The organism is Rhodanobacter aciditrophus (assembly GCF_050026795.1).
GTDB lineage: Bacteria > Pseudomonadota > Gammaproteobacteria > Xanthomonadales > Rhodanobacteraceae > Rhodanobacter_A.
On the sequence record NZ_JALBWP010000012.1, the window covers coordinates 907,658 to 921,787 of the forward strand.

The 14,130-nt window shown below is 70.9% G+C and carries 14 protein-coding genes; 12 read left to right on the plus strand and 2 right to left on the minus strand.

The genetic code is table 11. The features are described 5' to 3' along the window. The first annotated feature begins 17 nt into the window (after nucleotides 1-17). The 10 genes from ACQGNW_RS17210 to ACQGNW_RS17255 all read left to right on the plus strand — a co-directional run bounded on the left by ACQGNW_RS17210 (nucleotide 18) and on the right by ACQGNW_RS17255 (nucleotide 10,334). Nucleotides 18-704, plus strand: coding sequence for a response regulator (locus ACQGNW_RS17210; RefSeq protein WP_426664606.1), 687 nt, complete (start codon nucleotides 18-20; stop codon nucleotides 702-704). Continuing rightward, a complete protein-coding gene (locus ACQGNW_RS17215; RefSeq protein WP_426664607.1) occupies nucleotides 701-2,131 on the plus strand; it encodes a sensor histidine kinase in 1,431 nt (476 codons plus the stop codon). Before ACQGNW_RS17210 ends, ACQGNW_RS17215 begins: the two co-directional genes overlap by 4 nt. Before the next feature lie 152 nt (nucleotides 2,132-2,283). Continuing rightward, nucleotides 2,284-3,717 (plus strand): efflux transporter outer membrane subunit, encoded by a 1,434-nt coding sequence (locus ACQGNW_RS17220; RefSeq protein ID WP_426664608.1) that lies wholly within the window; start codon nucleotides 2,284-2,286, stop codon nucleotides 3,715-3,717. Continuing rightward, complete coding sequence (locus ACQGNW_RS17225; protein ID WP_426664609.1) at nucleotides 3,717-4,847, plus strand: ABC transporter permease; 1,131 nt, start codon at nucleotides 3,717-3,719, stop codon at nucleotides 4,845-4,847. The genes ACQGNW_RS17220 and ACQGNW_RS17225 overlap by 1 nt, the downstream gene beginning before the upstream one ends. A gap of 5 nt (nucleotides 4,848-4,852) precedes the next feature. Further along, entirely contained in the window at nucleotides 4,853-5,593 is a 741-nt protein-coding gene (locus ACQGNW_RS17230) for an ABC transporter ATP-binding protein (RefSeq protein WP_426664610.1), read from the plus strand. Then, on the plus strand, nucleotides 5,590-6,537 hold the full coding sequence (locus tag ACQGNW_RS17235; protein WP_426664611.1) for an efflux RND transporter periplasmic adaptor subunit: 948 nt from the start codon (nucleotides 5,590-5,592) through the stop codon (nucleotides 6,535-6,537). The genes ACQGNW_RS17230 and ACQGNW_RS17235 overlap by 4 nt, the downstream gene beginning before the upstream one ends. A gap of 945 nt (nucleotides 6,538-7,482) precedes the next feature. After that, nucleotides 7,483-8,319, plus strand: coding sequence for an alpha/beta hydrolase (locus ACQGNW_RS17240; RefSeq protein WP_426664612.1), 837 nt, complete (start codon nucleotides 7,483-7,485; stop codon nucleotides 8,317-8,319). Nucleotide 8,320: 1 nt separating this feature from the next. Beyond that, nucleotides 8,321-8,695 carry an EamA family transporter gene (locus ACQGNW_RS17245; protein ID WP_426664613.1) on the plus strand — a complete coding sequence of 125 codons (375 nt, stop codon included), beginning with the start codon at nucleotides 8,321-8,323 and terminating at the stop codon, nucleotides 8,693-8,695. Beyond that, nucleotides 8,692-9,105, plus strand: coding sequence for a DMT family transporter (locus tag ACQGNW_RS17250; protein WP_426664614.1), 414 nt, complete (start codon nucleotides 8,692-8,694; stop codon nucleotides 9,103-9,105). The genes ACQGNW_RS17245 and ACQGNW_RS17250 overlap by 4 nt, the downstream gene beginning before the upstream one ends. 20 nt (nucleotides 9,106-9,125) lie before the next feature. Continuing rightward, complete coding sequence (locus ACQGNW_RS17255; RefSeq protein WP_426664615.1) at nucleotides 9,126-10,334, plus strand: DegT/DnrJ/EryC1/StrS family aminotransferase; 1,209 nt, start codon at nucleotides 9,126-9,128, stop codon at nucleotides 10,332-10,334. A gap of 59 nt (nucleotides 10,335-10,393) precedes the next feature. Here ACQGNW_RS17255 and ACQGNW_RS17260 read toward each other — a convergent pair whose 3' ends face one another. After that, nucleotides 10,394-11,263, minus strand: coding sequence for an arginase family protein (locus tag ACQGNW_RS17260; protein WP_426664789.1), 870 nt, complete (start codon nucleotides 11,261-11,263; stop codon nucleotides 10,394-10,396). A 165-nt stretch (nucleotides 11,264-11,428) separates the two neighbouring features. Next, nucleotides 11,429-12,499 (minus strand): GNAT family N-acetyltransferase, encoded by a 1,071-nt coding sequence (locus tag ACQGNW_RS17265; protein ID WP_426664616.1) that lies wholly within the window; start codon nucleotides 12,497-12,499, stop codon nucleotides 11,429-11,431. Between the two features lie 91 nt (nucleotides 12,500-12,590). On the opposite strand from ACQGNW_RS17265, the gene ACQGNW_RS17270 reads away from it, so the two are divergent. Together ACQGNW_RS17270 and ACQGNW_RS17275 are read left to right on the plus strand one after the other, a co-directional pair. Further along, nucleotides 12,591-12,863, plus strand: coding sequence for an acyl carrier protein (locus tag ACQGNW_RS17270; protein ID WP_426664617.1), 273 nt, complete (start codon nucleotides 12,591-12,593; stop codon nucleotides 12,861-12,863). Continuing rightward, the gene (locus ACQGNW_RS17275; protein ID WP_426664618.1) at nucleotides 12,863-14,095 is read left to right on the plus strand and encodes a beta-ketoacyl-[acyl-carrier-protein] synthase family protein; all 1,233 of its coding nucleotides are present in this window, start codon (nucleotides 12,863-12,865) and stop codon (nucleotides 14,093-14,095) included. The genes ACQGNW_RS17270 and ACQGNW_RS17275 overlap by 1 nt, the downstream gene beginning before the upstream one ends. Nucleotides 14,096-14,130 lie beyond the last annotated feature (35 nt).

Below are 14,130 nucleotides of genomic sequence, written 5' to 3' on the forward strand. Positions count from 1 at the left end.
GAAGAATCCCGAACCGCATGCGCATTCTCCTAGCCGAAGACGACCCCTCCATCGCCGAAGGCATCTGCGCGTCGCTGCGCCACAGCAGCCACGCGGTCGACCACGTGGCCAGCGGCCAGTTGGCCGATGCCGCGCTGCGCGACCACGACTACGACCTGCTGGTGCTGGATCTCGGCCTGCCGCAGCTGGACGGCAGCGAAGTGCTGCGCCGGCTGCGCACCCGCGGCGCCGGCGTGCCGGTGCTGGTGGTGACTGCGCGCGACGGGCTGGACGAGCGCATCCGCGTGCTCGACCTCGGCGCCGACGACTACCTGGTGAAGCCGTTCGCGCTCACCGAGTTCGAGGCGCGGGTGCGCGCGCTGCTGCGCCGTTCCAGCAGCCGGGGCGTGCCCGAGCTGAAACTCGGCCGGTTGCGCCTGGACCTGCCCGGCCACCGCGCCTGGCTGGACGAAGAACCGCTGGAACTCACCGCGCGCGAATTCGGCCTGCTGGAGGCGCTGGCGCTGCGCGCCGACCGCGTCACCAGCCGCGCCCAGCTGATCGAGGCGCTGTGCAGCTGGGACGAGGAGCTCACCGACAACGGCCTGGACATCGCGATCCACCGCCTGCGCCGCAAGCTGGAAGGCAGCGGCACCGGCGTGCGCACGATCCGCGGCCTCGGCTACCTGCTGGAAGAAACCGCCGAGGACGGCAAGCACGCATGAACCACGCCCCTGCCCGCCGCCCCAGCCTGCGCCGCCGACTGCTGGGTTTCCTGCTGATCCCGGTGGCGATCCTGCTGGTGCTGGACATCCTGCTCACCTACGGCGTGGCGCTCGGCTACTCCAACCACGTGCACGACCGCGACCTCGGCAACGACGCGCTGACGCTGGCCAAGATGATGGGCAACGAGCAGCTGGGCGGCGAGCTGACCCCGCAGGCGCGCTTCCTGCTGCAGTACGACCCCAGCGGCGACAGCTACTTCAGCGTGGTCAGCCCCCGGCACGGCCTGCTGGCCGGCAACGGCCACCTGCCGCGGCCGGCGCGGGTGCCGGCCGTGGGCGCCCCGCCCGAGCTGTTCGACACCCACCTGGACCACCGCCCGTTGCGTGCGGTCACACTGAGTACCGCGTCGAGCAACCATCCCGACGACACCCTGATCATCACCGTCGCCGAGACCCTGCACGACCGCCACGTGCAGGCGCGCAACATCCTGCTGCTGGCGATCCTCACCCAGGCGCTGCTGATCGTCTGCGTGCTGTCGCTGGTGTGGTTCGGCGTCACCCACGGCCTGCGCGTGCTCGATCCGCTCACCCTGCGCCTGGCCCGCCGCAACCACGAGCTGACGCCGATCGGCGGGCCGGACGTGCCGCAGGAGATCCTGCCGCTGACCCGCACCATCGACGCGCTGTTCGCCCGCCTGCGCGGCATGCTGGCGCTGCACGACCGTTTCATCGCCGACGCCGCGCACCAGCTGCGCACCCCGCTGACCGGGCTCAGCCTGCATGTGGAACGCGCACTGGCCGACCCCGATCCCGCGAACGTGCACGACGCGCTCACCCACATCCGTCGGCTCACCCAGCGCGTCGCGCGCACCACCGCGCAACTGCTGGCGCTGACCCGCGCGCAGGCGCCGTCGACCGACGCGGTCGAGCACCTGCCGCTGGAACTCACCCGGCTGATCCCCGAGGCGGTGGCGCAGCGCGTGCACGAGGCGTTGGCGGCCGGCGTGGATCTCGGCTACCAGGGGCCTGAGCAGGCGCTAAGCATCGACGGTCATGCTGCCAGCCTGCACGACCTCCTGGACAACCTCATCGACAACAGCATCCGCTATGCCGGCCGCGGCAGCACCGTCACCGTGAGCCTGGAGGCGCGGCCCGACGGTGGCGCCAACCTGCTGGTCGAGGACAACGGCCCCGGCGTGCCGCCCGCGCTGCTGCCGCGGCTCAGCGAGCGATTCTTCCGCGCTCCGGGAACCAACGAGGAAGGCAGCGGTCTGGGGCTGGCGATCGTGCAGCGCATCGCCGAACGCCACCGCGCCGAGGTGATCTACCGGCTCGGCGAGGAGCGCGGCCTGTGCGTGGAGGTGCGTTTCCCGCCACCGCGGGTCCGCGATGCCGTGCCGCGTCCCGAAACCGCAGCCGTTCGCTGACAGCCCCGGCGCTTGGCCTGTATCCTTGCGCGGACACGCACGGTCGCCATCCGCGCCTCCACCATTCACCGTTTCCCCTGACCTGACCGTGGCCCTGATCCCCATCGACAACAAAGGATGTCGCTCCGGCTTCGCGACCCGCGGTGGCCGGCATGACTGAGGCAGGCTCCGGACTGTACCGTCGCTGGCGTGCGACCCTGCTCGGCGCGGCGGTCGCGCTCGCCGGCTGCTCGGTGGCGATGCCGAAGCTGGACCCGCCGATCCCGGCGCAGTGGCAGCACGCGATGGCGGCCCAGGCGGCCGCGCCCACCGACCTGCACAGCTGGTGGCGCGCCTTCGACGATTCCGCGCTGAACGCGCTGGTCGACCAGGCCCTGGCGCACAACCTGGACGTGGCGCAGGCGGTCGAGCGGCTGCGTGCCTCGCGCATCCTGCAGCGCCACGAAGGAGCGCACTACCTGCCGTCCCTGCACGCGCGCACCGAGCAGACGATCGACCCGGACGCCAGCGCCTCTTACCTGGTCACCGGCTTCGATGCCAGCTGGGAATTCGGGCTGTTCGGCCGGGCCCAGGGTACCCGCCGCGAGGCGCAGGGCGCACTCGACGCCAGCATGGCCGACCTGCAGGCGGCGCGCGTGTCGCTGGTGGCCGAGGTGGTGCGCAACTGGATCGAACTCCGCACCGCCCAGCGGCAAGAGCAACTGCTGCAGCGGGTCGGCGAGATACGCGGCCACCAGCTCGACCTGCTCAAGGTGCGCCAGCGCCTGCAACTGGCGCCGCCCGGCGCGGTGGACCAGGCGGCAGCGGCGGCGGCGCAGGCCGAAGCCGCGCTGGCCGCACCGCGCCAGGCCGCCAATGCCGCCGCGCAGCGCCTGGCCGTGCTGCTGGGCCGCAACCGCCCCGATCCCGCCTGGCAGCAACCCGGTCCGCAGCCGCGACTCGGTGCGTGGCAACTGCCAGGCACGCCGGCCGAATTGCTGCGCACCCGCCCCGAGATCGCCCGCGCCGAAGCCGACGTGCTGCGTGCCGCCGGCGAACTGGGCGTGGCGCATGCCGACCGCTTTCCCAGCGTGGGCCTCGGCGCCTCGATGATCTGGGCCACCGACCTCAACAACAACAAGAAGCACACCGTCTCCAACGGTCTGATCTCGGTGGGGCCGCTGTTCGACATGCCGCTGTTCGACTGGGGCCTGCGCGCCGCCGCCGAGCACGCCAAGTCGCATGAGCTGAAGGCCGCCGTGCTGGCCTATCGGCAAGCCGTGCTGCAGGGTGTTTCCGAGGTGGAAACCGCACTGGGCACGCTGCAGCAGCAACAGCAGCGCGAACGGCGCAGCCTCGAGGCCTGGCAGGCGCTGCAACGCGTCGACGGCGCCCTGCAGACCCGGGTGACGCTGAAGCTGGACAGCCCGCTGGCGCTGGCCGACGGCCGGATCGCCGCCGACCAGGCCGCGCTCGAACTGGCCGACGCGCGCGCCAGCCGCAGCCTCGCCTATGTGGCGTTGTTCAAGGCGCTGGGCGGCGCGCCGCTGCCGGCGGACGAAGCGCCGGCCGCACCGGACGGCAAGGCCACCGGGGCGGCACACTGATGGTGGCCCTGGCGCGCAAGACGCTGGTCTACGAATGGCGGCGCTTCCTGCCCGCCATGCTGGCGGTGGGCTTCGCCGGCCTGCTGCAGCTGCTGCAGCTGGCACTGGTGCTGGGCATCTTCGGCGCCACCAGCGTCTACATCACTGGCTCCTCCGCCGACGTGTGGATCGGCTTCCCCGGCACCCAGAGCGTCGGCTCCGGCCGCTCGATCGACGCCAACGTGGAATCGCGGGTGCTGATGGATCCCGCGGTGACGCGGGTCGAACCCTACGTCTGGGTGGACGGCGACTGGCGCGGCGCCGGCGATACCGGCGGCGTGTCGGTGTTCGTCTCCGGCATCGATCCGTCTGCCGACGGCCTGATGTTCGCCAAGGTACTGCCGCCCGGGCTGCGCGCACGCCTGGCCGAGCCCGACGCGGTGATCGTGGATCGCGCCGACCTCGACAAGCTGGGCGTGGCGCTGGGCCAGACCGCCACCGTCAACGGCCACCGCGTGCGCGTGGTGGGCGTCAGCAGCGGCCTGCGCGGCCTCGGCGGCATCAACGTGATCACCTCGCTGGACACCGCGCGAACGCTCGACACCGACGCCGCTGACAACGGCCCCACCTACTTCGTCGCCAGGCTGCGCGATCCCCAGCAGGCCGAAGCGGTGGCGCAGCGCCTGCGCGGCAGCAACGCGTTCGGCCCCTACACCACCTGGAGCGCCACCGACTTCGCGAACCGTTCGGTGCGTTACTGGCTGTTCGACACCGGTGCCGGCGCGGGCGTGCTGTTCCTCGCAGGCATCGTGTTCCTGGTCGGCGCGGTGATCACCAGCCAGACCCTGGTCGGCGCGGTGCAGGGCTCGGTGCGCGAATACGCCACGCTCAACGCGCTGGGCGTGGGCGTGGGCGCGCTGCGCAAGGTGGTGCTGGAACAGGCGTTCTGGGTGGGTGCGCTGGGCCTGCTCGGCGCGACCGCGCTCGGCGTGCTGCTGCTGCTGCTGGCGCGCAGCCAGGACGTGCCGGTGGTGCTGGGACCGCTGGCCGCGATCGCCTGCATTGCGCTGGTGATGGGCCAGGCTGCGGTTTCGGGCATGGCGGCCATGCGCAGCATGCGTCGCATCGATCCGGCCACCCTGCTGAGATGAGCACGATGGCCCACTCCCCCGCCACGACGCCGCGCGTCCCGATCCTGCGGGCCGAGGCGGTGTGCAAGGCCTTCGATTCCGGCCGGCAGCACACGCGGGTGCTGGATCACCTCTCGCTGAGCATCGATCCCGGCGAGCTGACCCTGATCTCCGGCCCGTCCGGCTGCGGCAAGAGCACCCTGCTCGCGGTCCTCAGCGGCCTGCAGAAGGTGGACAGCGGCCGCGTGCACGCACTGGGCAGCGAGCTGGGCCAGCTCGACCTGCACGCGCTGGAACACTTCCGCCTGCAGCACACCGGCTTCGTGTTCCAGGGCTTCAACCTGTTCCCCGCGCTCACCGCGCTGGAGCAGGTGGAGCTGCCGCTCAACCACATGGGCCTGTCGAAGCAGGAGGCCCGCGAACGGGCGCGCCACTCGCTGGAAGAGGTGGGCCTGTCCCATCGCATCAAGCTGCGTCCCTCGGAACTGTCCGGCGGCGAGAAACAGCGCGTGGCGATCGCCCGTGCGCTGGCCAAGGAACCGGAGCTGCTGTTCGCCGACGAGCCGACCAGCGCGCTGGACTCCGCCAACGGCCAGATCATCATCGACATCCTGCACACCATCGCCCACACCCATGGCACCACGGTGCTGTGCGTGAGCCACGACCCCCGCCTGGTCGCCCACGCCGACCGCGTGCTGGCAATGGAAGATGGCCGCATCCTCAGCGACCGGCGCCCCGGCGGCGCCCCCAAGGAAACCCCGCCATGACGCCGACCGCCTACCGTCCGTCTTCGTCCGCGCGCCTGGTGGCGCTGCTGCGGCCCGCCGGATGCGCGCTGGCCGCCGCGCTGCTGCTCGCTGCCTGCTCGAAGCATGCGGAGCCGGCTCCCACGAGTGCCGCCGCCAGCAACTACGCCGCGGTGGCGCGCGGCCGCGTGGACATCGAGGGTGGACTGCTCTCGCTGGCGATGCCGCGCGAAGGCGTGCTGGCCAGCGTCGCCGTGCACGAAGGCGAGACGGTGAAGCAGGGCCAACTGCTGGCCGCGCTGGACACCCGCCCCGCCCGGCTGGCAGTGGACGCCGCCCAGGCGCAGCTGGAGCAGACGCAGGCCCAGCTCAGGCTGCTCGCCATCAAGCAGGCCGCCGCCAAGCTGCGCGCGCAGCGCCTCGCCGCCGCCGCCGCCGCGGGCGCGGGCGACGGCCAGAGCGCGGACGACGCCCGCGAAGCCAGCAACCAGCTCGACGCCGAATACGGCGCCGACCAGGCCGCGGTGGACATGGCCGCGCAGAAGCTGGCCGAGGCGAAATACGAGCTGGCGCAGCGCAGCCTGCGCGCCCCGTTCGACGCGGTAGTGGTGCACGTGGCGGCGCAGCCCGGTGCCAGCGTGTCGCCCACCTCCGGCGCGCTGTTCACCCTGCTGCCGGACAAGCCGCGCATCGTGCGCGCCGAGCTCAACGAGAGCTTCGTCGCCGCCGTGCATCCGGGCATGCGCGCCGAGGTGGTCGCCAACGACGACGCCGAGAACGGCCACTGGAGCGCCCACGTGCTGCGCATCGGCCAGGTCTACGGCCCGGCCACGCTGGAAAACGACCCGCAGATCCGCGCCAACGCGCGCACGGTGGAATGCGTGCTGGCCTTCGACCAGCCCGAGCAGCAGTTGCGCATCGGGCAGCGGGTGATCGTGCGGTTCCTGCCTGGCGGCGCGCGCTGATTCGCTCCGCGCTTCTGGGATAGGGGAGGCCTTGTCGCACGCGACAAGACGGCTTTAGGCGCCTGCCCGCAAGGGACAGAGCTGTTTCGAGCGCCTGCCGTTAGGAACAATGCGGTTTCGGACGCCTGCCGGCGCCCGAGTCCCTTCTCTTTGCTGGCCCACGCCACCGCAGGAGCGGTGGCGAACGGCGAAGCTGGCCCGAAGGGCGGAGGGCAGGATGCCCGGAGTCAAGAGAAGGAACAAGAGAAATGGCCTGATTCAATCCGCCGGAACTACAAGCCCGCTGTGTCGAGGGCTTTGGAACTGCTCCCGCCTATGCGATTGACGTGGCGGCCACGCCGCGACGTATCTGGGAACTGAGGGGGGGGGGCAAAGCCTCGCGGCGCTTTGCGCCGCTTTGGCTTTGCTCTCGCTTTGCTCTGGCCTTGCTGTCGCTTCGCTCTGGCGGTTGCCGTTGCTTCTGCGCGCTGGGAGCGCGCTGCTGTTCGGGGCCCCTGGGCGGCGGTGAGGCGGGGACGAAGAGGCCGCGCAGCGGGCGCTGCCATGGAGGGCAGCGCCTTTTCGCGCGGGCAGGAGCCCGCTCGAAAAGCCCGGCCCCGCCCCACGCACTCGGAGGGCAGGATGCCCGCAGAGCGCCGCCCCGGGGTGGCCTTTCTCTTTGGCGACTTTCTCTTTGGCCACGCAAAGAGAAAGTCACTCGGCCACCGGCAGGTGGACGAAACCGCCTTGTTCCTGGCGGCAGGTGGACGAAACCGCTCTGTCCCTTGCGGGCGCTCGAAGCCGCTTTTGTCCCCGTGCGGCAGGCGGACGAACCGGCCCTGTCGCTGGCGATAAGCAGACGGAAGACTCCCGCGCCCCTGGCCGAAAGACTGAGGAAACCGCCCCCCACGAACATGCATATCTGAAAAGCCGCCGATGCGGCTCGCATCGTCTCGGGTATCGCGCGTGATCCAGCAAACCGATTTCTTCTTCGAAGGCGGCCGCAGCGGGGTGCTGCTGATCCACGGTCTCACCGGCACGCCGATGGAGATGAAGCTGCTCGGCAAGGGGCTGAACCGTGCCGGCTACACCGTGCACGGCATGCAGCTGGCCGGCCATTGCGGCGACACCGAGGACCTGCTCGCCACCGGCTGGCGCGACTGGTACTCCAGCGTGGAGCAGGCCGCCGATGCGCTGCGCGAAAAGGTCGACCATCTGTTCGTGGGCGGCCTGTCGATGGGCGCCCTGCTCTCGCTCAAGCTCGCCGCCGACCGTCCCGACCAGATCGCCGGCGTGGGCGTGTACGGTGCCACGTTCCGTTACGATGGCTGGAGCATCCCCAAGCTGGCGCGCATGTCCTTCATGCTGCCGCTGCTGAAGAAGCTCGGCATCGGGCGCAACCGCAGCTTCATGGAGCAGCCGCCCTACGGCATCCGCGACGAGCGCCTGCGTGCGCAGGTCAGCAGCGCGATGCTGGGCGGCGACAGCGCCGCCGCCGGCCTGCCTGGCAACCCCTGGTATTCGCTGGCCGAGATGTACCGCCTGTCGGCCACCGTGCGCCGCCAGCTCGCGCAGGTCACCGCACCCTGCCTGGTGGCGCATGCCAGCGAGGACGACGTGGCCAGCATCAGGAACGCCGAACTGGTGGTGCGCGAGGTCAGCGCGCCGGTTGAGCTGCTGCTGCTGGACGACAGCTACCACATGATCACCATCGACCGCGACCGCCGCACCCTGGTCGAGCGCTCCGCCGCGTTCTTCGACCGCATCGCCGCGGCCGACCTCCCGCAACGCGTCGCAGCCTGACATGCCGACGGGCTCCATCTCCCCGCTCGTCGCGCTGCTGTGGGTGCTCAATGTGGTGCTCGACACCGGCGGCCAGCTCGCGTTCAAGGCGGCAGCCGGCGACAAGGACGCGGGCGACGGCTTCGCCCGCTGGAAGCACATGGCCTCGCGCCCCTGGCTGTGGCTGGGCATAGCCAGCTACGTGATCGAATTCCTGGTGTGGATCGCCTTCCTCTCGCTGGTGCCGCTGTCCGAAGGCGTGCTGCTGGGCTCGATCAACATCGTGGCGATCATGGTGGCCGGACGCTTCCTGTTCGGCGAGAAACTCACCCGCCTGCGCGTGGCCGGCATCCTGCTGGTGACGCTGGGCGTGGCGATCGTGGGGGTGGCCGGATGAAGCGCGGCTGGTTCTATCTCATCGGCTTCGCGCTGCTGATGGGCTTCGACACCCTGGCGCAGATCAGCTTCAAGTACGCCGGTACCCGCGCGCTGCCGGTCACGGCGGATGTGGCCTGGCTGCTGCGGGTGTTCGGCGCTCCGTGGATCTACGGCGCCATCGTCGGCTACGTGGGTGCCTTCTTCACGTGGATGAGCCTGCTCAAGCACGCGCCGATCGGCCCCGCTTTCGCCGCGTCGCACCTGGAAGTGGTCTCGGTGATGCTGCTGTCGGTGTGGCTGTTCGACGAGCACCTCACCCTGCCGCGCGTGCTGGGCGCCGTCGCCATCGTCGCCGGCATCGTGTGCCTCGGCTTCGCCGAAAGCCGCGAGCACGAGCCCGAAGCGGAAGGCGGCCAGGCGCAGGCCTGAACCTGCACCTCGCCACGCGCATGCTGCCCCGCCGCCGTCACGAACTGCCGCCGACCGCCGGCCTGCCGCTGCAGCTGGCGGACCTGCTCCCCGGCGCGCCGACGCTGGCCGCCGACGTCGCCGCGCAACTGGGCACGCCGCCGCTGCAACTCGCCTGCTCCGGCACTGCCGCGCTGCTGATCGCACTGGCCGCGCTGCACGAACTCAAACCCGCGCGGCATCGCGTGGTGATGCCCGCCTACACCTGCCCGCTGGTGCCGCTGGCCGTGCGCCAGGCTGGGCTGGAACCCGTGCCCTGCGACCTGCGCCCCGACCACTACGACATGGAGCCGCATGCGCTGCGTGCCGCCTGCGACGAGCGCACGCTGGCGATCCTGCCCACCCATCTCGCCGGTCGCGTCGCGGACGTGGACGACGCGCTGGCCGTGGCCAACAACGTGGGCGCCTACGTGATCGAGGATGCGGCGCAGGCGCTGGGCGCACGGCGCGACGGCAGCAGCGTGGGCCTCGCCGGCGACCTCGGCTTCTTCAGCCTCGCCGCGGGCAAGGGCCTCTCCATCTACGAAGGCGGCCTGCTCGCCGCGCGCGATCCCGATCTGCGCGAACGGCTCGCGCGCACCGCCGCGCGCATCGCGAAACCCAGCCCGAGCTGGGAACTGCGCCGCAGCGCGGAGCTGCTGGGCTATGCGGCGCTGTATCGCCCGCATGGCCTGCGCCTGGCCTACGGCAACCCGCTGCGTCGCGCGCTGCGCCGCGGCGATCCGGTGGCCGCGGTCGGCGACGACTTCGCCCTGCCGCTGCCGCTGCATGCGGTGGGCCGCTGGCGCCAGGCCGTGGGCGCGCATGCCGCCCGGCGCCTGCCCGCCTTCATCGAGCAATGCGGCGTCCGCGCCCGGCGCCATCTGCCGCGCCTGCGCGCGATCCCCGGCGTCGCCGTGCTGGACGATCCCGCCGGGGCGCACGGCACCTGGCCGTTCTTCTTCCTGCTGTTGCGCGACCAGCGGCACCGCGACGCCGCGCTGGAGCAGCTGTGGCAGGCGGGCTACGGCGTCAGCCGCCTGTTCATCCACGCCCTGCCCGACTACGCCTACCTCGACGGCATCGTGCCGAAGGCCGACGTGCCGAACGCCCGCGACTTCGCCGCGCGCAGCCTCAGCATCGGCAACAGCGCGTGGCTCGCCGATGCGGACATTGACGCGGTCTGCGGTGTGCTCGAAGCCGTCGCCTGAGGCTTCGTGCCCGTGCAAGCGGGCACGACGTCAACGAACCGCCATCGCACGGGCAGGATTCAACCGCCGCGCTCCGCGATCGCATCGAGCAGCTGCAGGTTCAGGGCATGCTGCTGCGCCTGCCAGCCGGCGAGCCTGGCGGTGTCGATCTCGGGCTGCTCGTCCATCGCGGAGAGCTTGCGTTTCCACCAGGTCTCATAGCGGTAGTGCGAGACCTCGCCGTTGATGTCGCTGCCGGCCAGGCCTTGCTGCAGGCTGTCGATCAACGCCAGCGCATGGGGGAGCAGCAGGCGGCCCTGATCCCAGTTGGTGCGTGCCACCTCGGGCGCGAACGCATCCTTGTCGATGGTGAGGTAGCTAGGAAGCCGCTGCGTGCGCTGCTGTTCGACGAAGCCATCGACCAGCGCATCGGGCGTGTCGAAACCGCGGAACGCACGCGCGATGCCGAGCCGCCGCGCCCAGCCGGTGTCCACGCCCATGCTCCAGTAGGTGAGCTTGCCGCGCAGCAGCGGCATGAGGTAGTTCTCCCACGCATGGCCCGCGCCGATATCCTGCGAGGTGATGCCCAGCACGTGCACGTGCTCGACGAACGGCAACGCGGCCACGCGGCGCACCCACGAGCCGCAGTGCACGCCGAACGGAAAGCGCATGTTGTCGGGATGGTTGTCCAGCACCACCACCTGGATCGGCGTGGCCGGCGCGAGCCGCGCGATCAGCGGCCAGCTGAGGTGATGGAAATCGCCCGAGCCGGTGAAGACCGTGCCGTGGCGCACTGGCAACTGCGCGTCCAGCAGCGCGCGGAAACGGCGCATGGTGGCGAGCGAGCAGCCGAAGCGGATCGCCTCCTGCCATTCGGCCAGCGGCAGCACGAGGCCGCCCGGCAACGGCCCCACCGAGCCGTCGATGTCGAGCACCACGGGGCACCGCATGGAGGTGTTCATGTACGTCTCGCCGGATGGCATGGCTGTCGATCTCCGCCCCCTGCCTGCGGGGGGACGTCGGAAGCGGGTTCGCTGCGCAGACCCGAAGCAGCCCCCGCCAGCCCTCTCCCGCAGGCTGGGGAGGGAGTCCGGACCGGGGCGGTGGCGCACGACCTAGTCATGATCCTTCTCCGCCTGCTCCTGCCAGCTGCGGTCGCTTTCGAAATGCCCACCCAGCCTGCGCAGCAGGATACGCAGCAGCGGGTTGCGCGCGTACACCGCATGGCGGGTGAAAGTGAAGCTGGCGCCGAGGAAGGATTTCACCTCCGGGTCGGTCCAGCCCGCCACGTAGTGTGTCAGGCCGCGTTCGCGCGCGTAGCCCAGGTTATGCATCCAGCTCACGAAGTACAGGTTGTGCTCGCGTGCTTCCGGGTAGGCCATGCCGATGTACTTGTCGACCAGCTTGCCGCCATGCTCGTAGCAGAGGTTCCAGCCGATCATCTTCCCTTCGCGCCGGTAGACGAAGACCACGCCGCCGCTCGCGGCGTCCCGCAGCACGCGGCGGAAGAAATCCAGGCTCAGCCGGTCGAAGTGGACCTCGCTCTGCGCATATACGTTGTCGAACAGCGCGTAGTACGCCGCCAGCGTGGCCTCGTCGTCGAAACGCGCGTCGCCGGTGCGCACCGCCTCGATGTCCAGGGCCGTGCGCGAGCGCAGCTTGCGGCGGATGTTCTTGCGGCGGCTGTAGCTGAGCCGGGCGAGGTATTCGTCTTCCGTGGCGAAGTCGATCGGCACGTACGCCAGCGCCTGCCCCTCCAGCAGCACGAAGCCCGCCGCCTCGCAGGCGACGGCAAAGGCGCGCGTATGGGCGTTCGCAGCCTCGTCGAGCAGCGGCGAGTCCCGCGCGATGTCCTTGACGACGAGCAGCTTGCACTCGCGCCCCCATGCGGCTTTCAGTCCCCGCGCCAGTTCGTCCGGCGCCACGTCGCCCGGCAGTGGCGCGTACTCGGACACGGTGGTGCCCGCGAAACGGGTGCGCCAGGTGAGCAGGCGCCGCCAGTACCGCGCCAGCGGCAGCGCGGCCACGCGGCGGCGCACCGCGTCGTCGGCCGTGGTCAGCAGGTCGAACGGCGCCACGAAGCCCGGCATGCCCTGCGGCGAGCGCGCCACCGTGAAGCCGATCGGCGGCTCGTCCATGAACGCCGCGAGCAGCGCGTCCGGCTCCAGTTGCGAAATGAAAGGCATGAGTAAGCGGCTTTGCCTAGACTATGGGGGTCGCCCGCACCGGCTCGCCGGTTCGGGTGCGCCCATTGTCGCCTGCCACCAAGGATCCGTCATGACCGGAACGACCCAGCAGCAAGTGTTCGAGATCATCGCCAAGCAGGCCAAGGTCGACGTCGGCACCGTCAAGCCCGAATCCACGTTGAAAGACCTGGGCATCGCTTCGCTGGAGGCAATCGAGCTGATCTTCGACATCGAGGAGCATTTCGACATCCACTTCCCCGAGCAGCAGGGCGCCAATTTCGACAGCGACACCGCGCAGAGCCTGGTCGACGCCGTGCAGAAGGCGCTGGACGACAAGGCCGCTGGCGGCGAAGGCGGCCAGTAATGCCCACGATCCACACGCGCAGGGTCGTCGTTACCGGCATGGGCGCGATCAGCCCGCTGGGCGTGGGCGCGCGTGCGCTGTGGCAGGGTCTGCGTGAAGGGCGCAGTGCGATCGGCCCGCTCCGCCACAAGGACAGCGAGGTGCTGCGCGTGAAGATCGCTGCGCAGGTGCCGGAGAGCTTCGACCCTGCCACCGGCATCGACGAGCGCACCCTGCCCCTGCTCGACCGCACCTCGGAGTTCGCGCTGCACGCGGCGCGCGAGGCCATCGCGCACTCGGGCATCGACTTCACCCGCGACGGCCTGGGGCTGCGCACGGCCGTGGTGGTGGGCACCGGCGTGGGTGGCGAAACCACCCAGGACGAGCAGAGCCGCCGCCTGTACGCGGAGAAGGCCAGCCGCACCCATCCGCTTACGATCGTGCGGCTGATGACCAACGCCTCGGCCAGCCAGATCAGCATCGCCTGGGGCCTGCGCGGCCCCACCTACGCGGTCGCCAGCGCCTGCGCCTCGGCCAACCACGCCATCATCCAGGCCGCGCACATGATCCGCTTCGGCATGGTCGAAGCCGCCGTCACCGGCGGCACCGAGGCCTGCCTAAGCTACGGCGCACTGCGCGCGTGGGAAGCGATGCGCGTGCTCGCCGACGACACCTGCCGCCCGTTCAGCGCGAACCGCCGCGGACTGGTGCTGGGCGAAGGCGCCGGCGTCTTCGTGCTGGAATCGCTGGAGCACGCGCGCGCGCGCGGCGCCACCATCCTCGCGGAGCTCGCCGGCACCGGCATGACCGCCGATGCCAGCGACATCGTGATGCCCAGCGCGGAAGGCGCTGCCGCCGCGATGCGCCAGGCGCTGGAAGAAGCCGAACTGAATTCCGCCGACGTGGACTACATCAACGCCCACGGCACCGGCACCCAGGCCAACGACGTCACCGAGACGCGCGCGATCCGGCTCGCCTTCGGCGCCCACGCCGACCGCCTCGCGGTGTCCTCCACCAAATCCATGCACGGCCACGCACTGGGCGCTTCCGGCGCACTGGAGCTGGTCGCCGCGATCGGCGCGCTGCGCGACGGCGTGGTGCCGCCCACCGCGAACCTGGACAAGCCCGATCCCGCCTGTGACCTCGACTACGTGCCGAACGTGGCGCGCGAGATGCCAGTGCGCGCGGTGCTGAGCAATTCGTTCGCGTTCGGGGGATTGAACGCGGTGCTGGCGTTGAAGCGGGCACCCTAGGGCGCCCAGCCCTACCCATTCGCGCTGAGCGTGGC